This window comes from Nocardiopsis sp. JB363, assembly GCF_900143625.1.
GTDB lineage: Bacteria > Actinomycetota > Actinomycetes > Streptosporangiales > Streptosporangiaceae > Nocardiopsis.
This window is the reverse complement of the sequence record NZ_FRFF01000006.1, coordinates 22,055-49,038: the sequence shown is the minus strand read 5'-3', so window position 1 is coordinate 49,038 and position 26,984 is coordinate 22,055. Positions and strand designations below refer to the sequence as shown.

Annotated in this window: 7 protein-coding genes; 2 read left to right on the top strand and 5 right to left on the bottom strand. The window is 70.3% G+C overall.

Annotated features, from left to right (window positions below; translation table 11 throughout):
* Nucleotides 1-8 precede the first annotated feature (8 nt).
* The 5 genes from BQ8420_RS01850 to BQ8420_RS01825 all read right to left on the bottom strand — a co-directional run bounded on the left by BQ8420_RS01850 (nt 9) and on the right by BQ8420_RS01825 (nt 24,592).
* Nucleotides 9-7,304 carry an SDR family NAD(P)-dependent oxidoreductase gene (locus tag BQ8420_RS01850; RefSeq protein ID WP_087096049.1) on the bottom strand — a complete coding sequence of 2,432 codons (7,296 nt, stop codon included), beginning with the start codon at nt 7,302-7,304 and terminating at the stop codon, nt 9-11.
* Nucleotides 7,301-17,512: an SDR family NAD(P)-dependent oxidoreductase gene (locus BQ8420_RS01845; protein ID WP_087096048.1), complete on the bottom strand. Its 10,212-nt coding sequence runs from the start codon at nt 17,510-17,512 to the stop codon at nt 7,301-7,303. Before BQ8420_RS01845 ends, BQ8420_RS01850 begins: the two co-directional genes overlap by 4 nt.
* The gene (gene fabD, locus BQ8420_RS01840; RefSeq protein WP_255404781.1) at nt 17,509-20,832 is read right to left on the bottom strand and encodes an ACP S-malonyltransferase; all 3,324 of its coding nucleotides are present in this window, start codon (nt 20,830-20,832) and stop codon (nt 17,509-17,511) included. The genes BQ8420_RS01845 and fabD overlap by 4 nt, the downstream gene beginning before the upstream one ends.
* 208 nt (nt 20,833-21,040) lie before the next feature.
* Nucleotides 21,041-22,798, bottom strand: coding sequence for an NAD(P)/FAD-dependent oxidoreductase (locus BQ8420_RS01835; RefSeq protein WP_087096046.1), 1,758 nt, complete (start codon nt 22,796-22,798; stop codon nt 21,041-21,043).
* Nucleotides 22,799-23,650: 852 nt separating this feature from the next.
* Complete coding sequence (locus BQ8420_RS01825; protein WP_087096044.1) at nt 23,651-24,592, bottom strand: GlxA family transcriptional regulator; 942 nt, start codon at nt 24,590-24,592, stop codon at nt 23,651-23,653.
* Nucleotides 24,593-24,699: 107 nt separating this feature from the next.
* Here BQ8420_RS01825 and BQ8420_RS01820 point away from each other — a divergent pair, with 107 nt between their 5' ends.
* Both BQ8420_RS01820 and BQ8420_RS01815 read left to right on the top strand, forming a co-directional pair.
* A complete protein-coding gene (locus BQ8420_RS01820) occupies nt 24,700-25,011 on the top strand; it encodes a putative quinol monooxygenase (RefSeq protein WP_033107114.1) in 312 nt (103 codons plus the stop codon).
* Between the two features lie 294 nt (nt 25,012-25,305).
* Nucleotides 25,306-26,631, top strand: coding sequence for an ISL3-like element ISPfr2 family transposase (locus tag BQ8420_RS01815; protein ID WP_026138135.1), 1,326 nt, complete (start codon nt 25,306-25,308; stop codon nt 26,629-26,631).
* Nucleotides 26,632-26,984 lie beyond the last annotated feature (353 nt).

Sequence of the window (26,984 nt, the reverse complement as noted above, 5' to 3'; positions counted from 1 at the left end):
CGGTTCGTTCACCGCAAGTCCCCAAACATGCTCAGTACCTCGTCCTCGTCGATCTCTCCGGCCAGCATCCGGTCCACCAGCACCTCCAGGCGATCCGACTGTTCCTCCTCGGGGACCCCGCCTCGGTGGCGGTGCCACTGCGCGTCCTCCGGGAACCAGTACCGCTCCCGACGCAGCGGCCGGGCGGGCACCGGAACCGCTTGACCCTCGGTCCGCTCGGCCTCGGGCCAGGGTTCGTCCGCGTCCGCGATGAAGCGCCGGACCGCGGGTTCGGCACCGGCAAGCCCTGCGGGAATCCGCACCTCCCCCTCACCCACGGTGCCGAGCACCGCGACCAGTTCGTCGACCGAGCCCGCACCGACCGCACAGCGCACCGGCCCGTGGTCTCGACGGCTCTGGAGGGTGTGCGCGATGTCGGCGAGCACGTACCGCCCTCCCCGCGCACCCAGCCACGCCGCCAGCGCGTCCAGCCGGGCCCGGAGCAGGTCCGGCTCCTCGGCGGTGACCGGGAACAACCATGGTCCGGGCGCTCCGGCCACTGCCGGGCGCGGGACCGACTCCTCTAGGACCGCGTGCGCGTTCGTGCCGCTGAACCCGAAGCTGCTCACCCCTGCCCGTCGCGGTCCTGCGGACGGCCACTGCTCGCCCCGCGCGACGCGGAACGGGCCGCCGTCGAAATCGATGAGCGGGTTGCCCGGCTCACCGTTCGGCGACACGGGAACCTCTCCGCGGTCAAAGGCCAGGCACACCTTGATGACGCCGGCCACGCCCGCTGCGGCGGCGGTGTGCCCGATGACGGTCTTGGCCGACCCGACCAGGCACTGGGCAGCACTGCCCGATGCCGTACCACCAGCCGAACCGTGGTCCGGCCCCGCCCCGAACGCGTTGGTCAGCGCCTCGATCTCGATCGGGTCGCCGAGCCGTGTCCCGGTGCCGTGCGCCTCGACGTAGCCGATGGAGCGCGCATCGACCCCCGCCCTGGCGTGCGCGGCGCGCACAACGGCGGTCTGCGCCGTCCCGCTCGGGGCCGTGATGCCGTTGGTCCGGCCGTCCTGGTTGATCGCCGACCCCCGGATGACGCCCCACACGTGGTCGCCATCGCGCAGGGCGTCGGACAGGCGACGGAGCACGACGACCCCTGCTCCCTCCCCCGGACCGAACCCGTCGGCGGTGGCGGCGAAGGTCTTGCACCTGCCATCCGGCGCCAGCATCCCGCCGTTGGACGCCACGACGAGGTACTGCGGGTCGAGCATGAGGAAGACACCTCCGGCCAGCGCCGTGTCGCAGTCCCCGTCCACGATCGACCGGCAGGCCGTGTGGATCGCGACCAGTGACGACGAGCACGCGGTGTTGATCGATACGCTGGGCCCGGACAGGTCCAGAACGTAGGAGATGCGGGAGGCGAGAACGGACGAGTCATTGCCCCAGAAGGACTGCGCCCGGCGCACGGCTCCGGTGGCGTCCATGCGCTTCTCGTAGCCGCTCGGTCCCGCCCCTGCGAAGACGCCCACGCGCGCGGCGCGCGCCCGGCTCCGGGTCATGCCCGCGACCTCCAACGCCCTCCATGCCTCCTGGAGGAAGACCCTCTGCTGCGGGTCGGTCTGCGCGGCCTCGTGCGAGGACATCCCGAAGAACGACGCATCGAACTCGTCGATGCCGTCGACGAAGTAGCCGTGGTCGCAGTAGGTCGTATCCAACCGGTCGCGGTCGGCGCTGACGTAACGGACGCGGTCCCACCGTCCATCCGGAACGGTGGTGCACACGTCCCGGCCCGAAGCCAGCAGCTCCCATAGCTCGTCGGGGTCGCGCGCGCCCGCATACCGCGCGGACATGCCGACGATGGCGATGTCGTCGCGTCGTGTGTCGGGTAAGGCGGCCGCCGCGGATTCCCGCGCCGGAACGGGCACCGCCGCGGCGGGAGCCTCGTCCATCCGCACGACCACGCGGCCGATCAGCGCACGGTCCTGCTTGTACAGGTACGCCTCGCGCACGTCGGCGAAGTCGTAGACGGCCGCAGTGGTGGCCCGGACCGCGCCGGAGGCGAGGTCGTCGGCGAAGCGTGCGAGGTACTCCGCGCGCCGCTTCGGGTGGTCGAGGAAGTACTTCTTGGCGTTGAGGCTGTGGAACGACTGGTTGTGGACAAAAGCCGACAAGTCCAGCGGTCCGGTGGCGCGCAGCCCGAAAACAGCCGTCTCGACGTAGCGCCCTCCCGGGCCGACGAGCCGCATGGCCTGCTGGATCGCCTCGCCGCCGAGGGTGTTGATGACGACGTCCGCCCCGGTCTCCGCGCCACCGGTCAGTTCCCGGAGCCTGGCGGGCAGGTCGTCCTCGGCGTAGTTCAACGCCTCGACCCCGAGCGAGCGCAGGTACTCGACCTTGGCCGGGGAGCCCGCGGTCCCGATGACCCGCGCATCGCGGCCGCGGGCCAACTGGACCGCGACCAGACCGTTGTTGCCGGCCGCACCGGTGATGACCACCGTCTCGCCCGCGCGCAGCCCGGCGGTGTCGAGCGCGAGGCTCATCGCGAGGTGGGCGGCGGGCAGCCCACAGGCGTCCTCGTGCGACACTCCGGCGGGCTTGCGCACCACGAAGTCGGTGTCGACGATGACCGACGTGGCCTGGCCGCCCATCTCCGGCGGGGTGAGCGCGAGCACGGCATCGCCCGGCGCGAAGGTATCCACACCAGGGCCCACACGCGACACGGTGCCCGACAGCTCGACCCCGGGCACCACAGGAAAGTCCGGCATCATCGGATACAAGCCACGTGCGACGAGGCCGTCGGAGAAGTTCACCGGGAACGCCGCGACCACCACCTCGATCTCGCCCTCACCGGGCGATCGGACCTCGATTCCGCGCACGGTCAGGTCGCCGACGTCACCAGGCGCGTCGAAGACGACGGCGCGAGCGGACACAGTTCCGTCCGTGTGCGGCTCGATGGTCACCTGTGGGTGCACCGGTGCGAGGTCGGGCGACGCGGCCGCTGGTTCCCGCCCGGGAGGCCGAAGCTCATCAGCGTGCACGTCAACGATGTGATCCGCGAGCCGATCGACGGTCGGATGGTCGAACACCACGAGCGTCTTCAACCGAACCCCGAGTTCGCCACCGATCGCCCCGACGAGTTCGACGCCCACCAGCGAGTCCACACCGATCGTCGCGAACGGAGTGTCGGTGGCGAACTCGTCCCCCGCCATCCCGAGCGTGTCCGTCGTGACGCGCACGATGGTTCCCCGGACCCACGCCCGCACGTCGGGACCGGCGCTCGCACCGGCGCTCCGAGGATCGGCCCGTCGGCCGGGATCCGCTCTCTGATCCGGTTCGGCGTCCTTCATGTCTCCTCCCGAGGGGATGCGTATCGGTGGGGGCGTCGTCGGGCCTTTCAGGGCCAGTAGGACGGCCTGTACCGCCCGGCCACCGCGCGGTCCGATACCGGTCGCGTGCACCGGACCGAACCCGACGGCACCGAGCCGGTCCCGCCACGCGGCGGCGTCCAAGAGCGGCGAGTGCGGCTGTCGGCGCGCCTCGTCGCCCTCCGGCCACCAGGCGTCGAACATGCCGAAGACGATCGTGTGGAACACCGAGGTGCGGACGAGTTCGCTCAGCAGCAAGACCCCGTCCGGCCTCAGGAGGGCGCGCAAGCGGCCGAGCACTGCGTCCAGGTCGGGCACCGCGTGCAGCACGTTGCCCGCGACGACCACGTCGACCTCCCCGTAGCGGGCGAGGTCGCCGGGTGCGCCGAGGTCAAGCCGGGAGTAGGTCACCCCGTACGTCCCGATCCGGTCCCTCGCCTGGTCCAGCAGACGGTCGGACACATCAGTGACGTGGTAGCGGACGCCCAGTCCGGCGTCGCGCAGCCGCTCGACGACGTGCGTCGTGGTGCTGCCGGTGCCCGCCCCCACCTCCAGGATCGTCAGGGCCGGGCGGCCTTCCCGTCGGCGCTCCTCCGCCAGCCGGAGGACCTCGTCGGCGAGTACGCGCTGCGCCCGGTCGTTGAAGGGCTCTTCGTGGTAGAAACGCGCGAGCATGTCCGGTTCGCCCACGGGGAAGACGACGTCGTGCGCGGTGAGCGCTCCGGACGCGTACTCGGCGACGCGCTCCGCGCAGGCGCGGGCGAGATCGAGCCGGCATGCGAGCGGCGGCACCGCGGGCACATCCATGTCCTCGGGCCCCGCGACCGTCCCCCCGGCGGCGAATTCTGCGGTGACCGCGCGCAGGGCAGCCACGTGTCGCCGCGCCGCGGGGGCGACGTCGCGCACGCCTTGGAGCCGCGCCGCGGCCAGTGCGGTCAGGTGCCCTTCAACCCGGTCGTACGCGTCGGCGTCAACAGTGTCGAGGGCGAGAAGCTCCTCGGAGTCGGCCCGCCCGCTGTCGGCGCGCAGCCCGATCATCTCCAGCGTCGACGGCTCCGCCTTCGCTCCGACGAGGCAGGGCAGATCCGTGGCCAAGAACCGCTCCAGGAGATCCATTCCCTCCGCGGTCTCGATCGGCCGCCAGCCGGCTGCGCCCAGGCTCGCCGCGTACCCGGGCCGCGCCACAGCCCCGACCGACCCCCAGTGGCTCCAGTGCACGACACGGACCGGCAGGCCGAGGGCACGCCGCCCCCATAGGGCGAGGGCGTCCATTCCTGTGGAGGCCGCTGCGTAGTTGGCCTGACCGGGCGCACCGACGAACGACTGCGTCGACCCCATGATGAGGACGAAGTCCGGTCGTTCGCCCACCAGCGCGTCGAGCAGGTGCGCCGTGCCGTCGATCTTCGGCCGCAGCGCCGCGGTGAACCGCTCCTTGGTTTGGCGCTCCAGGATGGCGTCGTCGAGGACGAACGCCGAGTGCACGACACCGTGCAACTGCCCGTCCCGTCGCAGGTCGGTGAGGAGGGCACGCATCGCCGGGGCGTCCGCGGCGTCGACAGCGCGGTACTCCACCCGGCCACCGAGCGAGTCCAGTTCGGCCAGGCGTTCCCGGACCCCGGTGTCGGCCGCGCGCCTTCCGGTGAGCACGACCCGCGCGTGGTGGCGCCGGCACAGGTACCGGGCCAGCTCGAACCCGATGCCGCCGAGTCCGCCCGTGATCACGTAGCGGCCGCCGTCGCGGAACGCGGAGCCGTCGGAAGACCGTAGGTCGATGGGGATGAGTTCGCGAACATGGCGGCCGTCCGAGGTCAGCACGACGTCGTGTCCGGACTCCAGCGGCGGCTCCTGGGCCACCCGGTCGAGCAGAGCGTCGTCGAGCGGACCCCCAACGCTCACGCACCGCGTTTCGGGACCGTGCACCTCCCGCGACAGGGACCGCACTAGTCCGAGGACACCAGCGGCCAACGGATGTTCCGGTATGTGTCCCTGGATACCGAAGATGTCGGGCAGCACGACCGTGAACCGTACGGCCGCGCTCAGCACGCCGTAGTCGATCAGGGCGCGGACCGTCCGGAACGCGTCGACCACCGTCTGGGAGGCGCTCCCCGCGCCCGCACCGGACGTGCCGGGAGTCCCGGGTGCACCGATGAGGAACCAGACGTCCTCCCACGGTCCGCTCGGGACGTCTGCGGTGCCGGGCCGGGCCAGGGCGGTCGTGCCGGAGTAGCGGGCCATGAGTTCGTCCACGACCGAGTCGGACACTCCTCGGCCGGCGATCACGAGTGCGGTCCCGCCCCGTGCGGCGGGGCCGGACGGCTTCGCGGCCGGAACCCACCGCGGCAGGGCCGTGATCGGACCGGACGCGTCCCCGGCGGCCGATCCGTCCGTGGCTAGGGTCGCATGCGCGACCCGGGCACCGGTCGCCGGGTCCGGCCTCCGGCGCACGCGGAGCCCTCGCACCTCGGCGGCGACGACGCCGTCCTGATCGGTGATGTCGAGGTCATAGCACTCGCCGAGGCGGCGGGTCACGATCCAGCCCCGGGCAGGCAGCCCAGTGCGCAGCGTGAACCGGTCCAGAGCGAACGGCAATACCGTTCCACCGCTGCGGGCGGTCTCCGCCAGGTGCAGGCCCGCGACCGACTGCAGCGCCGCGTCCAGGACGGTCGGGTCGAGCACCTCATCCACCCCGCGCTCGGACGCGAACTCCGCGACGACTCGGTCCTCAGCGACGTGCAGCTCACGGACGCCCCGGTAGAGCGGCCCATACCCGAGTCCGCGGGCCGCCAGGGCGCGGTAGAAGTCGTCCGCGTCGTGCGTTTCAGCGCACGCCGCCAGTGCGGCCGTGACGTCGATCCGCCGTTCGGCCACCGCCTCCGGAGCCGACCACGTCCCCTCCGAGAGCATTGCCTGTGCATCCGGTCCACCCAGTCCCGCCGTGATCGCGGTGCGCACCCCCGCGCCCTCCGAGACGCACGACACGGCCAGGCCGAGCCCATCCTGGGGCACTGTCGCCGTGCGCACCCACACGACTTCGCGTACCTCGGACAGTCCCGTCGTGTACGCCTGTGCCGCCGCGTACATCCGCGACAGGTGGACGACGCCGGGCAGTGTCGGCATCCCGTCGACGACGTGCTCGCGCACCGCCGCGTCTCCAGGAGCCACGACCCACCGCGCCGGCGCACCGCCGGACGGCCTCTTTTCCACCAGCGCCTCGGAGGGCTGATCCGCCGCCACCGCACCGCCCTTGCCGAGGATTTCGGGAGCGTTCACCACAGGCGGCGTGCCCTCGGGAGCCTCGACCCAATGCCGTCGGGCCGCGAACCGATAAGTCGGCAGGGACAGCCTACGCACGGGGTCCCCCGCGAACATCGCGTCCCAGTCGACCAACCCGCCCCGGGCCCAGAACGCGGCCAGCTCCTCCGGGGACGTCGGCGCCGCGCCCTCCATCGCCTCAGCGACACCCGTGTGGACACCCTCCGGCGCCCGTCCTGCCAGCCACCCCGCGATCCGGTCGCGCAGCTGTCCGACCGTGCCCGCCACCACGGCCAGTCGCCGCGGCATGGGATCGCGACCGCAAGCGAGGGTGAACGCCACGTCCTCTAGTGCGACCTCCGGGCGGTCCACCGGTCCCGCCAGCGCGCGGCGCAGGTCGGTAATGGTCAGACGGCCGAGCGACCCGCGCCCGAGCGCGGCCACTGCCCGCTCCACGCCGTGCACCAGCGACGCCAGGGCGGCCGGGCTGACGCCCAGGTCAACCAGCGGCTCGTCTTCGGGCAGGTCCGCAACGGCGCACCCGAGATCGTCCGCGAGGACGCGCGCCGTCTCCTCCCACGGCACGCCGACGCTTCCCTGCAGGGCAGCGAGTAGGTCCTCCGCCCGCCGCCACAGCGCCTCCTCGTTCATGGCCGACAGGGGCACGACACGTACCGTGCCCGCCAGCCTCAGGGTCGGTTTCATCGCGGTCCCTCCTCTACGACGACGTGCGCGTTGATCCCGCCGAACCCGAATGAGCTGATCCCGGCGAGGCGCGGGCGATCGCCTGCGGGCCAGTGCACGGCTGTGTCGGCGATGCGGATACCGGAGTCCTCCAGCCGGATGTGCTCGTTGAGCGTGTGCAGGTGGAGGTTGCGCGGGAGGGCCCCGTGCCGCATGCCCAGCAGGACCTTGAACAGCCCCGCCATGCCCGCGGCCGCCTCCAGGTGTCCGACGACGGACTTGACCGATCCGACGACGAGTTCGCTCCGTCCTCCCGGTCCGTGCTCGCGTGGCGACCGTCCCAGCGCCTTCTTCAGCCCGTTGATCTCGATCGGATCACCGAGCGGCGTGCCGGTGCCGTGCATCTCGACGTAGTCGAGCTCGTCGGCGGTGACCCCGGCCGCGGCCAGAGCGCTGCGGATCAACTCTGCCTGGGCGTTCGGGTTGGGTGTGGTGAGCGTGTTGACCCGGCCACCGTGGTTGACCGCGCTGCCCCGGATCACCCCGTGGATGTGGTCCCCATCCGCCAGGGCGCGGCGCAGCGGTTTGAGTAGGACGGCCGCCACGCCCTCGCCCCGGACGTAGCCGTCGGCGGCCTGGTCGAAGGTGCGGCACCGGCCGGTCGGACTGAGCATGCCCGCGCGAGAGAACGCGATGTAGATGGTCGGCGAGATGAGCAGGTTGACCCCACCCGCGATGGCGGTGTCGCAGCTGCCCGCGCGCAGCGCCTCGACGGCGGTGTGCACCGAGACCAGCGAGCTGGAACAGGCGGCGTCGATCGGGAAGCTGGGCCCAGTGAGATTGAGGAGATAGGACACCCGGTTGGGCAGCAGCGAGTGGAACATCCCGGTCGCGCTGTGTCCTTCGATCGGACGCCCCGAGCCGCGGACCAGCTCGAAGTAGTCGTGGCTCGCGACACCGACGAACACCCCGGTGCGCCCACGCGACAGCGCCGACGGCCGGTAGCCCGCGTCCTCAACGGTCTGGTATGCGGTCTGTAGGAACAGCCGGTGCTGCGGGTCCATGAGCGTGGCCTCGCGCGGCGAGATGCCGAAGAAGGCGTGGTCGAACTCGTCGACACCCGGAACGAACCCGCCCCACTTACTGTTGGTGGTGTTCTCCCGTGCCATGTCGGGGTCGTAGTACTCCTGCCAGTCCCACCGGTCCTTGGGGATCTCGGTGACGAGGTCGTCACCGGACTCCAAGTGCGTCCAGAACTCGTCCGCGTCCGCCGACCCGGGGAAGCGGCCCGCCATGCCGATGATCGCGATCGGCTCCGCGGCTGGGCCGCCATCGCGGTCGGGCTTGGAAGCGGTGGAGACGGCGGGAGTGGTGGGCGCCGCAGGGACGGCGGGCTCGGGCCGTGGTCGCGGCGCGTCCGGTTCGAGCGTCCCGGTTTCCGGTGCCTGCGGTTGCGCGGGTGCCGGAAAGGTGCGCGGCGGGACGTCGACGGAGTCGCCGAAGTGCCCGGCCAGCGCACGCACGGTGGAGTACTCGAAGAACGTCGCCGGACTGATGTCGGTGCCGAACGCGTCATTGACCTCGACCGCCAGGCTGCTGAACGCGATGGAGTCCAAGCCGTACACGGCGAGTTCAGCGTCTGCGTCCATCTGCGACGGGTCGGTCATGCTCAGCGCTCCGACCCTTGCGAGCAGGAACGCTGTCAGCGCCTCCACAGTGCCGCCGCTGTCCGCGCGATCCGGCTCCGGTCGCTGGTCGAGGACGCCGCTCGGAGGAACGACCGCGAGTACGGGCTCGCCCGACCCGAGGGCCGCGTCGAGTCCGGTGAGTACCTGAGCGCTGGTCACCGGACGCAAGCCGTACCGACGTTCCAGCTGCCGCCCCTGCTCATCGGGCATCGCCATACCGCCGTCGGCGACGTAGGGGACCAGCAAGGACAACGTGGTCCCGGAGCGCTCGGCGCGCCGTGCCGCGAACCGGTCGAGCCAGGAGTTGGCGTAGGCGTAGACCGCCTGGCCCGGGTTGGCGACCTGCCCGGCGACCGATGAGAAGACGCAGAACACCCCGGGCTCGTCCTCAGCTGTGGCGCGGTCGAGGTGGAGGGCTCCGCGCACCTTGGGTGCCAGCACCGCGCCCACGGCCTCCTCGGTCGCGGCGAGGACGTATTCATCGCGCAGGACGGCCGCGCAATGGAAGATCCCGTCCAGTCGGCCGCGCACCCGTCGGGTGGCCGCGACGGCGGCCTCGGCACCGGCCTTCGTGGTGACGTCGGCGCGGACGAAGCGGACCGAGGGGCGTACGTCCACCGCCAGTTCGAGGTCGGTCCCCGAGCGGGACGCGACGACCACGGTCGCCTCGTACTGGCGTACCAGGTGTTCGACCAGCCGGCGTCCCAGTCCGCCGTTGCCACCGGTGACGAGGTGGACGCCACCGGTCCGCAGAGGCGGGCGCCCCTCGGGCACGGCCCGCTGTTCCCAGGTGGGCACCAGAAGCGTGCCGCCTGCGACGCGGTACTCGGCGTGGTCCCAGGACTCCAAGTCGCGGAGCCGCCGGACGGCCGCCGGTACCGAATCACCCGCCACGACGTGCAGCACCGCTCCGGTGCACCTGTCGAGTTCGGTGTTGGCGGTGGTCAGCAGGCCCGCGAGCGCGCCGATCGCCGGCGGCGGCGTGTCGTCACCGGCGTACACGCACAGCAACCGAGCGGCGGACGTTTCCGAATGCACGAGGCGTCGGAGAGCGGCCAAGACCGCGTTGGCGACCGGTTCGGACGACGGGTCGGAGGACCCGCCGCGTCCCGTGAGAAGGACGACGTCCACCGGATCGCCCCCGGGGCCGTCGACCGCTTCCGCCAGTGCGCGCTCGGACTCGACGGGTTCCGACGTCCAGTTCGCGAGCGCGAGGACTCCGCTGTGCGATCCGTCCGCTCCCCGGACGAGGTCCCGGCCCAGCAGCTCATCGTCGGTCACGACGATCAGCCGGGCGTCGGCGCGGCGGGCCGTCCCGGTCACGGCCGACCACGACGGCGCCAGCAGAGCGATGCGGTCGTCCGCAGGGCCGGGGACCGCGCCGGCGACGGGCGCCGTGGCCACGGGGCCCGCCATGTCCGCGCCCGCCGCACCTCCCCTGGAGGCCGGGCTGTCGCGTACCCAGAAGTCGCGGAGGCGCACGAGGAGTCCCCCGTCCGGCCCGCGCACATCGACGTCGAAGCAGGTCGCGCCGTGCACGGACCGGGTCCGCCATAGGTGCGAGTGGACCTCGTCGGGCAGCGGGCCGAGCACCTCACATCGGCCGATCTCGAACGGCAGGCGCAGGGCGTCCCCACCGGCGATGAGCACGGACGGCTGCAGGCAGGAGTCGAAGACGGCCGGGTCCAGTGCCGTCGCGCCGGGGCTCCGGTCGTCGTCGGGGGGCCGCACGACGCGCGCGACCACCTCGCCCTCACCGAGGGCGAGCTCGGCGAGTCCCCGGTACGGGCCTCCGAGTTCGAGTCCGCGGGAACCGAGGGTGCCGTAGACGCGGGCGGGATCGACTTGTTCGGCGCAGCGCTCACGGACCCCCGCGAGGTCAGCGGCCATGCCCTCCACCGACTCGGTGAGCAGACGTCCCTGCGCGTGGGTCGTGCGCCCCGGTGTGCCGGGGCTCGTCACGGTGAACCGCGCGTCATCGGTGAATTCCACGAGCAGGGAGAGCCGGTCCGCGACCGCGATCGGCTCGGACATGACGAGTCTGCGTAGACCGGAGGGGTTCAGGCCGCATTCCTCTGCCGCCGCGAGGACGAGCTCGATCACCGCGACCGCGGGCAGGACGGGGGTGCCGTGCACGCGGTGGTGGTCGAGGACGGTCTCGGCCGCGTCGAGTTCGACCGCTCTCACCCGCGCCCGGCGCCAGCGCGCGAGCCGTCCGCCATCCCCCTGGCGCTCACCGGTCTCCGCACCGTCCATGCCGGGGTCTCCGGCACCGTCGGACGCACCGGGTTCGGATAACGCGATCCGGTGGCGGGCGAACGGGTAGAGCGGCAGGTCCAGGTGCGGGAGCCCGGCGGGCCAGCGGGCGCTCCAGTCCACGATGGCGCCGTCGGCCCACAGTCGGGCCAGGGTCCGGACGTCGGCGTGCGGTCCGGCCGCGGCCGCCGCCCGTGCCGCCGCCCCGCGGACCTGGGAGGCCCGGCGCCCGACGACGAGGTCGACGGGGGCCTCCCCACGCGCCCGGGCGTGCAGGACGTCGATGAGCCGGTCGAGCGTGTCGGCGACGACGACCACGCGGTGAGCCAGCGCGTCCCGGCGCACCTGGAGGTGATGGGCGAGCACGGCGGGCGGGGTCCCGGAATGCTGGGCCGCCCACCTGGCCAGTCCCGCACATACTTCGTCGAGCTGTTCGCGCGCCGCCGCCGAGACGCAGAACGCGTGCGGTCCGGGTAGGTCGCCCGGCTCCACACGCACCGCCCCCGCTCCGTACTCTTCGACCACGACGTGCGCGTTGCTGCCCCCGGCCCCGAACGAGCTGACCCCAGCCCGTCGCGGCGGTCCCTCGGCACCGCTGTCCACCTGCCACCGCCGCGTCTCAGACACGACCTCGATTCCGACCGCGTCCAGGTCGAGCACAGGGTTGGGCGGTTCCGCATGCAAGCTGGGCACGAGGGTGCGGTGCCGCAACTGGAGAAGGACCTTGGTCAGGCCCGCGATCCCGGCTGCGGCCTCCAAGTGTCCGATCTGCGACTTCACCGATCCGACCGGCAGACGGTGGCCCGGGAGCGTGCCCAGCGCCTCGGCCAGCCCACTGATCTCCACCGGATCACCGAGCCGTGTGCCGGTGCCGTGCGCCTCCACGTAGCCGAGACTGTTCGGGTCCACCCCGGCGTCCCGCACCGCCGCACCGACGACGGCGCTTTGCGCGCTGGGCCGGGGCACGGTGAATCCCCGGGCCCGCCCGCCATGGTTGACCGCCGTGCCTCGGATGAGGCCGAGCACGCGGTCACCGTCCCGTGTCGCATCGGCGAGGGGTTTGAGCAGCAGCGCGCCGACGCCTTCTCCTGGAACGAACCCGTCCGCCGCAGCGCCGAACGCGCTGCACACGCCGGTCGGCGAGACCATCTGCTTGTGCCCGAGGTAGGCGTACTTCCAGGGGTGCAGGTAGAGGTTGACTCCGCCGACCAACGCGGCGGCACACTCCCCCGCTCTCAGGCCGCGCACGGCCAGATGCACAGCGTTGAGCGAGGACGCACACGCGGTGTCCACGGCGATGCTGGGGCCGCGCAGGTCGAACGCGTGCGAGACCCGGTTGGCGATCGCCCACGGCATCGACGTGGGGAAGACGTCCTCTCCGCGCCGCCAGTACTCGGGGCCGAACATGCTGTTCGTCGCCGTGGTCACGCCGACGAACACGCCAACACGCCGCTGGTCCGGGTCATCCGGGTCCCCGAGCGAGGACGTGGGGATTCCGGCGTCCTCGAACGCGTGCCAGGCGGTCTGGAGAAACAGGCGCTCCTGCGGGTCCATCGTGATCGCGTCGGTGGTGGAGATACCGAAGAACAGCGGATCGAAATGGTCGATGCCGCTGAGGAACCCCCCGCGCGGGCAGGAGTTCGCGCTGCCTCGGTGCGGATCGGCGCCCCAGCGGTCACGCGGGATGTCGGTAATGTGCACCTCGCCCCGGCGCAAGACGTCCCAGAAGGCGTCCAGGTCGGCGGCACCCGGGTATCGCCCGGCCATACCGACGACCGCGATCGCGTCGCGCGCGTCGGCCGGTTCCTCGGCCCCGTCGGCCGCGCCGTCAGCGACACGGCCGTCCACGATCCGATCCATCGTCGGTTCGGCCTCCGCGGCCTCCGCGGCTTCCCCCGACGACCCTCGCGCCCACGTGGTCAATGCCTCGCCGTGGCGCGCCGCCAGGCGCCGGGCGGCGGCCTCCAGGGTCCGGCTCTCGAAGAGCAGCGCGGGCTCCTGACAGCCCAGGTCGGCCTCCAGCATCTGGCTGAAGCGCAGGACGTGGATCGAGTCCACACCGTGGGTCTCGATGCCGCACTCCAGGTCCATATCGGCGGCCGAGGTGCCCAGAATGTCGGCGAGCGCGGTGCGCACATAGTCGCGCGCGGCCTCGTCCGCGGCCGGCTCCTCACTTTCCGTGGGGCGGGCGGAGCCGACCGCGGGCATGGCGTCGCCCGGATCCGGTTCCGCGGTCGTGAATGCCGCGGTGACCAGGTGTTCCCGCGACCGGTCGCCGTGGACGACGACCACGTTCTCGCGTCCGTCCGCGAGCGCGCCCGCCGTGACGGCGAGCCCGTCCGCACTCGGCATGGGCGCCAGCGCCCCGGTGGCCACCAGCCGGTGCGCCGGGTCGAGGTGCATGCCGCCATCGGCCCACCAGCCCCACTGCACGGAGGCGCACACGCCGCTGCGCAGCCCGGCGTCGCGCATCCGGTTGCGCTCACGGGCCGCGGCGTCGAGATAGGCGTTCGCGACGGCGTACCCGGCCTGGCCGGGGTTGCCGAACGTCACCGCAAGCGACGAGCACAGCAGGAAGTGATCGAGCGGCTGGTCGGCGGTTGCCTCGTCGAGGTTGTGCACACCGCAGATCTTGGGTGCGAGGACGTCCCGGAGCCGCCGCTCGTCGAGGTTGCGTACGAACGCGTCGTCCAGGACACCGGCGGCGTGGACGAGTCCGCGTACCTCTCCGGCGACGTCCACGGCGGCCGCCACTGCTGCCCGCACCCCCTCCGAGTCGGTGATGTCGCAGCTGAGGTAGCGCAATCGGTCACCGTACTTTGCCATGAGATCGGTGGGCCCCCGCTCGGCACGGCCCAGGAGCGCGACCGTCACGCCAGGGACAGCGAGCAGCGCGCGGGCGTACTGCTGTCCCAGTCCGCCGCCGCCTCCGGCCACGATGTGCAGGCCAGGACGGAGGTCCCACCGTTTCCGAAGCCGCGCGGGCACCGACCGGTAGCCAAGACGGACGCACCGGTCGCGGCCCGCCCGGAGCACCGGGTGCGGCGGCGCGGCGACGACCGAACGGACAAGCTCGGCCAACTCGGGTCCGGACATCTCGTCGTGCACGTCCACAGTGGAGAACGACACGGTCGTGGACTCGGCGGCGAGCGCAGGTCCCAACGCGCGTGCGGCCTCCACAGCCGCCCCCTCGGCTCCGGGCAGGACGAGCTGCACGATCCGCAGCGGGTGCTCGACGCCTAGGCGCATCGCGGCCCGGGCCACGCCGAGCGCCGCAGTCACCGACCAGTGTGTGTCGGTCTCGCCGGTCCGATCGTCGGGCCCGGCGACCAGCACCACGGCGTCGACACCCACACCGGTGTGCGCGACGTCGGCGAGCAGGGCCGTCCAAGCGTCGAAGGTCCGGAGGTCGCCGCGGCCCGCAGCGCGATCGAAGTCGGTTCCGGGCCGGTGGGTGAGCCTGCGCGGGTCCGTCTCCGTGTCCGTCCACACCCCGGCGCTCGCGTCCTCGGCGGCGACGACCAGCGCGGGTCGCGTACCGGGTGCGGCCGACCGCGGGACGTCGCTCCAGGTCTCCACCAACTCGTAGGTGGTCGGGGCCGCCGAGGCCGACACCGCGACCGGTCCGCCGACCCGGTGGATGGCACGTTGGAACGGGTAGGTCGGCAGAGACGCCCGACGCCGCGGCCGCGGCCCGAACCAGTGCTTCCAGTCGACCTCGGCTCCGCGGCTCCACAGGTCGACCAACGCGGGCAGAAACCTGGCGCGCGACGCTGTCCACGGTAGGGTGACCGACCCGTCTCCGATATCGCCCTCCAGGGGCGCGCACGCGAGTTCGGTACCGCAGCCGCTGCGCGCGAGGGTGCCGAACACCGACGCCGGAGTGTCCGCCGCCGCCTGGGCACGCATACGCCGTACTGCTGCGAGCGGCGTCGTGTCCGCGTCCCGGGACAGCGGCACCGGGGCCGAGTCGGCGTCGCCCGGAGCCATGATCGCGCGCACGACGTCGGCGGCGTCCAGGTCGCAGAGCGTCACGGCCCGCACGAGCGCGGCGAAGTCGTCGTCGGCGTCGCCCAGCGGCGCGCTGATACCCGCGCGGGTCGAGAGCCGGTCCATCACGCTCGCGCACGCGAGCGCCTCCATGGCCCGCCTCCGGCGGCCCGTCCCCTCCTCAGGCGGGGCGTACCCCGCTTCGCCCGCGCCGTGTTCGGCAAGTGCGGCCCACCACGCGGCCAGACCCCGCCCGACCATGGGGATATCGCCTTCGAGGTCGAGCGCCTCGGCCACCGCCCGCTCCACGCGCGCGTCAGTGACGTCCACCCGGTCGAGGAGCGTGCGCAGTTCGTCCCAGGTGAGCAGGTCCGGGCGCAGCCACGGCCAGCCCGTGTCGGCGACCACCGGCACTGTCGGCGGCACGTGCGGCGCGCCCCGGTCTGGATCCTCTGCGGCCAGCAGGGCGTCTGCCGCCGACAGCATCCCGGCGGCGTGGGCGACCGGCCACCACCCCTCTCCGATGGGCACGAACGCGTCGACGCGGACATGCTCGGTCACAACGGCCAGGACGAGCATGGTGTGCAGGCACCGGGTCCCCGGAGTGTCGGCGCCTGCCCGGTAGGCGGCGGCGACGTCGGCCACGTGCCCTGAGTCCACGGCCCACACGTCGAGCCGGGAGGCGTGCTCCCGCGCGGTCTCAGCGGTGTCGGCGTCGGAGAGGTCGGCGGCGCCGACCCGCAGCAGCCACCGCTCGTGCCGTCGTGGCGGTTCCCCGGCCAGGGCCTCACGCACCTCGTCCGCGGTACTCGCCACGCCGCCGACACGGTGTGCCAGCGCGCTCCGCCCGGTGGCGAGGGTGTACGCGGCGTCGGAGAGGCTCGCCGTGTCGAGCGCGTCGGCCATCGCGTCGCGAAGTGCGTCCAGGGCGGGACCGGTGGCGGCGGATACGAGGACGGGCACGGCCTCCGGTTCCCACGGCGGCGAGACGTCTGCCGTCTGCCGTGGCGGCTCCTCGATGACGACGTGCGCGTTCGATCCGCCCGCACCGAAGGCGCTCACGGCCGCGCGGCGGGGCTCCCCCGGAGCGGCGGTCGTCCAGGGCACGGGTTCGGAGGGCACGCGCATCGTGTCGTCGAGTCGTAGCAGCGGGTTGCGGTCCGCGAGTTCGGCGCTGGGCGGGATGGTCCCAGCCCGCATCGTCTCCAGGACCTTGACCACGCCGACGGCGCCCGCGGCCCCCTCCGTGTGGCCGACATTCGCCTTGACCGAGCCCAGGTGCACCGGTGCCCGGGCAGCCGCACCGTAGACCGCGCGCACCGCCTCGACCTCGATGGGATCGCCGATCGGGGTGCCCGTGCCGTGCGTCTCGACGTACTGGACACCCGCCGGGTCGACGGAGCCCGCAGCGAGCGCGGAACGGATGAGATCGGTCTGCGCACTCACGGTGGGTGCGGTCAGCGACCGGCGGGGCCCGGCGCTGTTGACCGCAGAGCCGACCACGCACCCGTGGATGTGGTCGCCCGCGGCCAAGGCGTCGTCGAGGCGGCGTAGGAGCAGCACCGCGACCCCATCGCCGCTGACGAAGCCGTCCGCGGCCCGGTCGAAGGCGTGGCAGCGACCGGTCGGGCTGAGCATCCGCGCGTGCGAGTACGAGACGAACTTCCACGGATGGAGGTTGAGGTTGACACCGCCGACGAGCGCGAAATCGGACTCGTGCGCTTGGAGCGACCGGACGCCGAGGTGGAGTGTGAGCAGGGACGACGAGCAGGCGGCATCGACCGAGTAGCTCGCGCCGTCGAGCCCGAGGAAGTGCGAGACCCGGTTGGCGATCATGTAGTCCGAGCCGCCGAAGGTCGTGCGATCGGTGATCTCCTCGAACGGCACCTGGTTCTGAAGGTGGTCACGAGAGCACACACCGAGGAACACACCGGTGGAGCCGCGCCGCAGTTCCTCGACAGCGATGCCCGATTCCTCTACGCAGTGCCAGGACTCCTCCAGCACGACTCGCTGTTGGGGGTCCATGTGCGCAGCCTCGACGCCGCCGATCCGGAAGAAGCCCGCGTCGAACGCGTAGGGGTCGGCGAGCTGACCGCTCCAGCGGGAGACACCCCGGCCCGCGACCGGACCGTTGGAGTGGAAGTCGTCCGGGTCCCAACGCTCCGAGGACACCTCCGTCACGTCGCACCGGCCGTCGAGGACGTTGGCTCCGAGTTCGGCGGGCGAGTCCGCACCCGCCACCCGACACGCGGTACCGACGATGGCGATGTCCTCCCAGTGCGGTGCCGGGCTCATCGCTTGGGCTCCGTGCTGGAGCGGCCCGCGAGGATGTCGCCCGCGCCGGCCATGATCCGGTGAGCGAGGTCATCCACGTGGCGTGTGCGCCACGGCTCCAGCGGAGTGCCCGAGACCCACTGGTTGAAGGCGCCCAGTGCCGATCCGCAGTGGACCTGGAAGTCGAGCTTATGCTCGCGCACGCCCTCCATGGCCGCGCGCTGGCTGTGGCCGAAGTACCAGCGGAAGACCAGCGCCATCTTGTGCCGAGGGTCCGCGAGGGCCTTCTGGATCTGGTCGGGGGACCGCCGGGCGAAGTGCTCCTTGGTCTCCTCCCATACCTGGTCCAGGGAGCGGTTGAAGTACCGCTTCTCCAGGAGCTCGCGCACGTCCGCGTCCAGCTCATCCAGGCTGCTGTGGCTGCGGTACAGCTGGTAGAGCTTGCGTGCCCGTGCGGGGAAGAACATGCCCTTGCGTACGACCTGGACCTCGGCGCCGAACTCGAACATGTCGCCGGCGGGCGCGTAGTCGGTGTCGTGGATGTTGATGGTCTGGAGGATGTCCTTGACGAGGTCCGACATGCCGGACTCGACAGTGCACAGGTTGATCGATCCGGCCATGACGAAGTCCGCACCCATCGCGAAAGCGGCCGCAGCGGCGTGCGGGGTGCCGATGCCCCCGGCCACGCCGACGCGCACGCGCGCGCGGTAGCCGTGGCGGACCCGGGCCCGGTCGCGTTCGATGGCGATGGCGGGGAACAGGACGACGGGGTTGCGACGATCGGTGTGGCCGCCCGAGTCGCCCTCGGCGCATAGATCGTCCGCCATCGGGACGCGCCGCGCGAGTTCGGCCTGCTCGCCGGTAACGACGCCGCGACGCACGAGGTCGGCGACGACGGCGGGGTCCGGCGGCGCGAGGTAGTCGGCCGCCACCTCCGGCCGGGACACCTTCGCCATGACCTTGTTGGCGATCTCGACCCCGCCGTCGGCGGCACGGCTCAGTCCGGTCACGCGGTAGCGCACCAGTGCCGGGCTCACCTTCACGAAGGCCGATGCCTCGACCCGCCGGACGTGTTCATCGAGGCAGATGTCGATGACCTCCTCCTCGCAACTCGGTGTGAGGGGGTCGTGCACAAGGTTGACGCCGAACGAACGATCTGCGGGGATGTCGGATTTGAGGCGGGTGACCGCCGCCGCCACCGTTTTCGAGGGGAGTCCGCCGGCCCCGTAGTAGGCGAGGATGCCGTGTTCGGCGGCCTTGCGCACCAGGGCCTCCGAGGCGATGCCCCGGTACATCGCTCCGCACACGTAGGCCATCGCCACACCGTGGTCGCGCCGGAAATCGGCGCTGCCCAGCGCAGCGGTGTCCGCCCCGACCGCCCGGGCCGGCGTTTCGTCCGCGCGATCGAGCACAGGCCGTGCGGGGGGCTCTGCGGCCCAGGTATCCCGGATCTTTTTCGTCAGATTGGTCAGCGTGGTGCCCGGGCCGACCTCTCGGATGTCGGTGATCCCCCGTTCCAGGATCGCGTGCATCAGGTCCAGCCAGCGCACCGGCCGCACGAGCTGTTCGACGAGCAGTGACCGCGGATCGTCCGCGTAGGGTCGGGCTGTCACGTTCGACAGCACGGGAACAGCCGGTTCCCCGAACGGGACGTCCGCGAGGAAGCGGGCGAGCCCCGCTTGGGCCGGGGCCATGTACCGGGAATGGAAAGCCCCGCTGACGCGCAACGGGGCGAACCGGCCCCCCGCGTCCACGACCGCCTCGCGCACGGACGGCACGCGTTCGCTCGGGCCGGAGACCACGATCTGCTCGGCAGAGTTGATGTTGGCGACATCGATGTCGTCGAACCCCCGTTCCTGGAGCAGTCGCCGCACCTCGTCCTCGGACAGTCCGATGACGGCGGCCATGCCTCCGTCTCGGGCTTCGGCCATGGCCAGGCCACGGGTGCGGACGACGCGCACACCGTCCCGGAAGGTCAGCGCCCCGGACGCGTAGAGCGCGCAGATCTCGCCCAGGCTGTGTCCGGCCAACAGGACGCGGCCCGGGTCGGTACCGGTCTCATCGAGGAACCTGTGCCAGGACAGCGCGTTCACGACGAACAGGGCGGGCTGCGCGAAGTCGGTCCGGGCGAGGTGACCGTCCGGGTCGTCGAGGCACAACCGCTCGATCGAGAAGCCGAGGACGTCATCGGCCTCCCGGACCAGGTCCGGGTAGGCGCCGAATAGGTCCTTGCCCATGCCCCGCTGCTGGGATCCCTGCCCGGGGAACAGCACGGCCGTGGTGAACGCCGGTTCGCTGGGATCGTGGTGTTCATGGCCGGACATGGGGGTACCTCTCGCTTCGTCTGTGGAGGGAAGAAGTCCGATCTCGGCGACCACGTCGAGCACCGGCCGGTCTGGGAGGAACGGCCCCGTGACGGCGCAGGAGCGGTCACCGATCCCTGCGCCGAACTCCATGTGCAGGAAACCGTTCATGGAGCCACTCGGACTGAGGTCGACGTAGCGGATCTGCGGTCCGTGGGTGCGCTCCAGCGTGCCCACCGTGTCCCGCCAAAGGATCGGTGCGCGCACGACGTCCCACAGGTGCGAGACAGAGCCCGTGGCGGGCGCCGCGGTCGCGCAGGAGACGAGCGGCACGCGGGTCGGCCCGACGTCGAGTAAGGCGACCCCGGCCTCGAACCGTTCCCGAACGGGGTCGATCAAGGAGGAGTGGAAGGCGTACTCGATGGGCAGGCGCTGACAGAGCACACCGCTGGCCGTGAGCGCGGCCGCGGCGTGCTCGATGTCCGCCACCGGGCCGGAAACGACGAAGTGGCGCGCGGCGTTGACGGCGGCCAACTCCAGGGACCGCCAGTCCACCAGGCGTTCGCTGTAGGCTTTCGGGTCCGCGACCACGGCCAGCATGCCGCCGCGGGGACACTCCTCGGCCAGGAGCCGGACGTGGTCGGCCAGGACTGCGACGAGGTCCTCACGGTCCACTCCCCCGCCCGCGGCGAGCGCGGCGAACTCGCCCAGACTCGCGCCGACGAGCAGGTCCGGTCCGATCCCGCGCTGGGCGAGGGCGTCGAAGAGCGCGAGTTCGACGAGGACGATTCCCGGGTGCGACAGCTCGATGTCCTCCATCGGGCCGGTCAAGCGCGGACCGGCCCCCAGGACACGGGCACCAAGCCGGGGAATCCCGTGGTCGCCGAACATCGTGTCGAGTGTGTCGAACGAGTCCCGGAAATATGTGTCGTTCTCATGGAGCCATCGGCCCATACCAAAGTACTGTGAACCCTGTCCAGCAAAAACGAACGCGGAGAGATAATGGTTTTCTACACCGAGCTCGACCGATGAATCCACGACCCCGTACTGGTTTTCTCCGGTGACATGATGTCGACTCTGCTCGTACACCCACACCCCCAAAAAGAATACAAATGCCAATTAGACAGAAATGGATAGATCGAATTACATACCACTGAGAACCGTGGTTTCGCCCGCATTGATTGCCTCATGGAAACCCGAACTTCGCCCCAGGTTCCCCTCCGTCGAATCCGAAGGGGAACGGTGCTCAGCGGCCCACCGGGCGACGCTGCCGCCGCTTTTTCCGCTGTTCATCATCGCCGCGTCGGACGACGGATGCCAGCCCGCGTCCCACGCGCTGCACCGACGTCAGGGCGGAGTCGAAAGCGGTTACGAAACCGACGATCGGTGTCGCGGCCAGAGCGAAGACGCGGAAGGCGAACGGTAGTCCGGCTTCGAAATCTGGAGGGTTCACCGGCTTGTTCGGCAGCGGCGGCGTGATCGAAACGGGGCGGTTCCGAAGTTGTCCGATCGGCATCCGCCACGCGGCGGGCAGTGGGGCCACCAGGCGGATCACCCCGTCCATCGGAGGGACCTTGACACCGTTGTCCAGGCGCCATTGCGCGTTCCTCCGATTGAGGGAACGCAGCAGGTCGACGAAAGCGACGGCGGATTCCTGGTTGAGCCAGCGAAAGGGGACCGAACGGTTGAGGAACGCGTGTTTCTCCAACCAGCGCCGGGTCCGGGCGGTCTCAGGGGTTTCCAGTTCGGGTCGGCCGCCGTCCGTCCGGATGAGCCACATCGCCATCCTGTAGCGCGCGGGAATGATCGCCGCGAAAACCAGGTAGTCCAGCAGGTGGTCGAGGATGAAGAACCGGCTGTCCGCGATGGAGGGGCTGAACTTGTGCTTCACCATGGACCGGATGAGCAGCCAGTCGGCCTTCATCGATCGGTTCACGTGATCGATGTAATCGGTGTCGAGCACACCGTCGCACACGTCGCGCTCCACGATGTTCGCTCCGTGCCAGGAGGTGAGCATCGCCTGGGACATGCCTTGGCTGTAGTAGGCGTCGATGATCGACGCGGCGTCACCGGCAACGATGAAGCGATCCGGGGACACGTGGACTTCGGAGATGTGTTGGATGTTCTTGTAGGCGCTGAAGTCGAGCAAGTTGTCCTCGCCGAGGAACTTCAGTGCCGGGTAGCGCCGGATGATCCGCCAGAACACCTCGCGTAGCTGGTCGCCCGGCTCCAGGATTCTGCGGTTCAGGCTGACGCCCACGCTGATCCGGTCCTCGGTGAGGCGGATGAGCCAGATCCAGTAGCCGTCTCCCCACAGGTGCACGGTGGTGTAGTCGCGCCGGGCCGTCCCACCCTCGGGGAAGGTGTACTCCCAGTCGTCGAAGTCGGCGTCCGTGCAGCCGGAGAACTGGCCCCACACCGCCGACGTCACGAAGTCGCCATCGAGCGGCATCCCCAGCCCCAGCCGCCGGCCCAAGAACCGCTTGCGGCCGCTGCAGTCCACGACCCACCGCGAGCGCACACTGCTCGACCGCGCACGGTCGCGCGAGCGCCAGGTGGTCACGTGCGGCTCACCGTCTGAACCGAACTCGACGTCCGCGACACGGCCGGTGTCGACCACCGTGATCAGCGGCTGTTTCGCCATGCGCTCCCGCAGCACCGCCTCGACCTCGGGGCGGACGATCTGCGCGTCCTGGAACATGGCCCGGCCGAACGAACCGCCGTACAGCTTCTCACGCCAGTCCGAGGGCAGCGGGGTGTACTGGGCCCATTCGGTGACGCCATCGAAGTCGTCCTGGCCCTCGTAACCGTAGAGAAACCACAGGCCGGACTTCTCGAAGGACACGGAGATCTCGTTGTCGAGGTCGCCGACTGTGCGCAGCATCGGGTTGGAGAACGTGAGAAGGGACTCGCCGACCTTGTAGGCGTTCTTGTCCGTCTCGGTCAACTCATCGATGATCGCCACGCTGAGTCCGCGTTTTGCGTACTGCAAAGCGTTGAACATCCCGATGATTCCTGCGCCGTATACGCAAACATCAAAGATCTGTCCGCCATCTTTCAACGCCCGTTGACTTTTGATAGATGCAGGCACAAATGACCCCCGGGAAAACGAGAAAGGCAACCGAGCAACTGCCAAGCAACGCGGGTCATCGCGAGCAAACTAGAATACGAACAGAAGTATCAAATGCAAATTTTCTTCCGCCCCACACAGGCCGGAACGCAGTCCCGAATAAACCTGAGCTAGAACGAGAATTTAACTTTTGATCACGATACAGATCGCTGCCTGACTCGTCAATAGTTTCACTGAGGCTTATACAGATCTCCTACTGGAGACTGCATCAGCCCAGTTCAATGCCCTTCCTTCGGACTGAATCGAAGGTTCTGCATAATTTTCACTGCACGTAATCAAGCAAACATGTAAAGTCACCCCCGCCGAGGCATAAGCAGGGCTGGAGCCAACGAGGCTCTTCCCAGATGAGGGTGTAGGTCGGCCGGGCGCGTCGGTCCGCAGATAGACGTCGAGGTCTCCCGACGATGGAGGTTCCTACGCCATCCGTCCGAAAGACCTCGACGTGACCGACGCTACCCCGCCGGCCGGCTTCGGCCGCCCTGACCTGACCGCCTTCGCGTCTCATCCCAGTCGACCCTGATCGAGTCTGCTGACCCCCTCGACGAGAACGCAGCGACATCACAGCCACCCAACCCCGACCGTCCGGGAAGCCGGGACACGTCACATGACCTGTGCTGCGGGCGTGTCGAGTGGGTCGTCCAGGGGCGACGCAGGAGCGTCGACGCGACGTGCTGAGAGGTGGTTCCAGTCGAGCGCTAGGACACCGGCTACAGGCATGGCGATAGGTCAGGAACGGCGTCGCTCCCTGCGCAGGAGGGAGCGCAGAGTCTCGGCGTTCGCGTAGCCGACCCGTAGCGCGATCTCGGCGGAGGTGAAGTCCGTGGTTGCTGAGAGGTGCCGAGCTCGTTCGATGCGAAGCCGTTGGACGAAGCCGAGCGGAGTGAGGTTGAGCGCCGCACGGACTCGTCGTTCGAGGGTGCGCCGGCTGGTGCCGAGCGACTGCGCGACGAAGGCGACGTTGAACGGTTCGTCCAGGCGGGCGCGCACGAAGCGTTCGAACTCGACGACGATCGGGTCCTCGTGCCGGAGATGTTCGTAGGCGACGAAGGCCGCCTGCGACGGACGCTCGTCGATGATGAGGAGCTTGGCGACATGTTGGGCCAGGTCGGGGCTGATCGATCGCACGAGTGAGAGCGCGAGGTCGATGTGGGCGAACGCGGCGCCGGCGGTGACGAGGTTCCCGTCGACCACGACCATGGTGTCGAGATCGAGGGCGACGGTCGGATAGCGCTTCCGGAACTCCGGCCCCAGGAACCAGCTGGTCGTCGCCCTCCGATGATGCATCCGTCCGGTCTCGGCGACAGCGAACACGCCGGTGCACGCCGCGGCGATCCGGGTGGTCGCCTCGTCGAGGCGCCCGAGCGAGGCGATGACCGAACGAGCATCTCGGCTCTGGAGGACGTCGTTGGTAGCGGCGGCCGTAAGGGTTCCAAGCGCAGGGACGACGACCACGTCGAACTCTCCGGACTCCGACAGCGGGTGGTCCACCGACAGGGTCATCGATGCCGTCGTGGTCACTCGCCGTTTCGGTCCGAGGATGGCGAGTTCGATCGGGTCGATCCGCGGGTCGACATCGCCGCGGGCTCCGTCGGCCACCCGCACGATGTCGATGATCGACGCGATAGCCGAACCGAAGCAGCCGTCGATCGCGATCAGTCCGATACGCATGACGTAAACAATAGCAATACTGCCGTATACGCCACTCCCCACCGGCCCTCGCTCGTCATACGCTGAACTCGTCCCACGAAGAACCCCGACGTCAAGGAGAGTCCCTCATGTCCACACCCGCATCACTTCCGTATGCCTTCGTCGCCAAGATCGTCGCGGCCGATGGACAGCACGACGCGGTCGCCGATCTGCTCGCCGGCGCTGTCGCACTCGCCAACGAAGAAGTAGGAACGATTGTCTGGTTCGCGGTCAGGACCCACGCCGACACCTTCTGGATCTTCGATGCATTCCCCGACGAAGCCGCTCGCGACGCCCACGCCAACGGCGCCATCGTCGCAGCCCTGATGGCCAACCAGCACCTCCTCGGCGCAGCACCCGAGATCCTGGCGGCCGACGTCCTCGCGTCCAAGCTCCCGTAGTCCGCCAACGCACGAGACGATCGCGCCCCGCCGAGCCGTCGCCAGGTCGCGACGCAACGCCACGCTGCGTTGCCGAGCGGTGCGAGGCCTATCGGCACACGGACAGGATGCCGGCCGCGAGCGCTCAGCCGGCGAGGGGTCCGTCGCAGAGGAGAGCGACGTCGGTGTCGGGCAGAGCCGTGAGGGGTCTTCTCAGATGACGGTGTAGGTCGGCCGGGCGCGTCGGTCCGCAGATAGACGTCGAGGTCTCCCGACGACGGAGGTTCCTACGCCATCCATCCGAAAGACCTCGACGTGTCCGACGCTACCCCGCCGGCCGGCTTCGGCCGCCCTGACCTGACCGCCTTCGCTCGACTCGACGGCCTCGGTCTGAGCGTGACCGGACAACGACTTGAACCGGATCGTGCGGTCCTCGCGTGCCGCGTGGTGGAACCAGATCAGTGGTGCCGACGGTGCGGCAGCGAAGGCGCCGCTCGTGACACCGTGATCCGGCGGTTGGCCCACGAGCCGCTGGGCTGGCGACCGACCGTGCTGGAAGTTGTAGTGCGCCGCTACCGCTGTGCCGACTGCGGACACGTGTGGCGCCAAGACACCAGCGCCGCGGCGGAGCCACGCGCGAAGCTCTCGCGCACCGGGCTGCGGTGGGCGCTGGAAGGGATCGTGGTCGCACACCTCACCGTCGCACGTGTCGCCGAGGGACTCGGGGTCGCGTGGGACACCGCCAACAACGCGGTCCTGGCTGAAGGCAAGCGGCTGCTGATCAACGACCCCACGCGGTTCGAGGGCGTGAAGGTCATTGGCGTCGATGAGCACGTCTGGCGCCACACCAGGCGTGGCGACAAGTACGTCACCGTGATCATCGACCTCACCCCGGTCCGCGATGGCGCCGGCCCAGCAAGGCTGCTGGACATGGTCGAGGGCCGGTCGAAGGCGGCGTTCAAGACCTGGCTCGCCGACCGCGACGACGCCTTCCGTGACGCGGTCGAGGTGGTCGCGATGGACGGCTTCACCGGGTTCAAGACCGCCGCTGCAGAGGAGATCCCGGACGCGGTCACGGTGATGGATCCCTTCCACGTCGTGCGCCTGGCCGGTGACGCCCTCGACAGGTGCCGGCGCCGGGTCCAACTCGCGATCCACGGGCACCGTGGGTTCAGGGACGACCCGCTCTACAAGTCGCGGCGCACGCTGCACACCGGCGCGGACCTGCTCACCGACAAGCAGAGCGACAGGCTACGCGCGCTGTTCGTTGATGACGCTCACGTCGAGGTCGAGGCGACCTGGGGTGTCTACCAGCGCATGATCGCCGCCTATCGCCACGAGGACCGGCAACGTGGCCGCGAGCTCATGGAGAAGCTGATCACCGACCTCAGCGCCGGCGTCCCCAAGGTGCTCACCGAGCTCACCACCCTGGGCCGGACCCTGAAGAAGCGAGCCGCTGACGTGCTCGCCTACTTCGAACGACCCGGCACCAGCAACGGGCCGACCGAGGCGCTCAACGGACGGCTCGAACACCTGCGCGGCTCCGCACTCGGGTTCCGCAACCTGACCAACTACATCGCCCGAAGCCTGCTCGAGACCGGCGGCTTCAGACCCCAACTTCTACACCCCCGATTGGGATGAGCCGCCAACGAGTCTTTCTGAGTATCGGTTGGTGACGGTGGGTGATAAACATCAGGTGGTACGGCCAGAACTCCGGTTCTGACCTTCAGCGTTTCCCGGGCGGCGATATGACGTGGACGTCGATGCGATCGGCCTGCATCACCACTCCCGAGCCGTGGACGTCACCGACCACGTTGTGCGTGCTTCCGTGTCCTGTCGGATGCGTGGGCGGCGGTCTTTCCTCGTTCCACCGGATCCGCATCCGGTGGTCGATGGACCGGAGGGCGAGAAAGGCGAGGCCGGTCAGGAAGACGCAGGTGAAAAGACCGAGTCCGAGGGCCAAGAGGTATTCGAGTAGCTGCCACGGACCGATC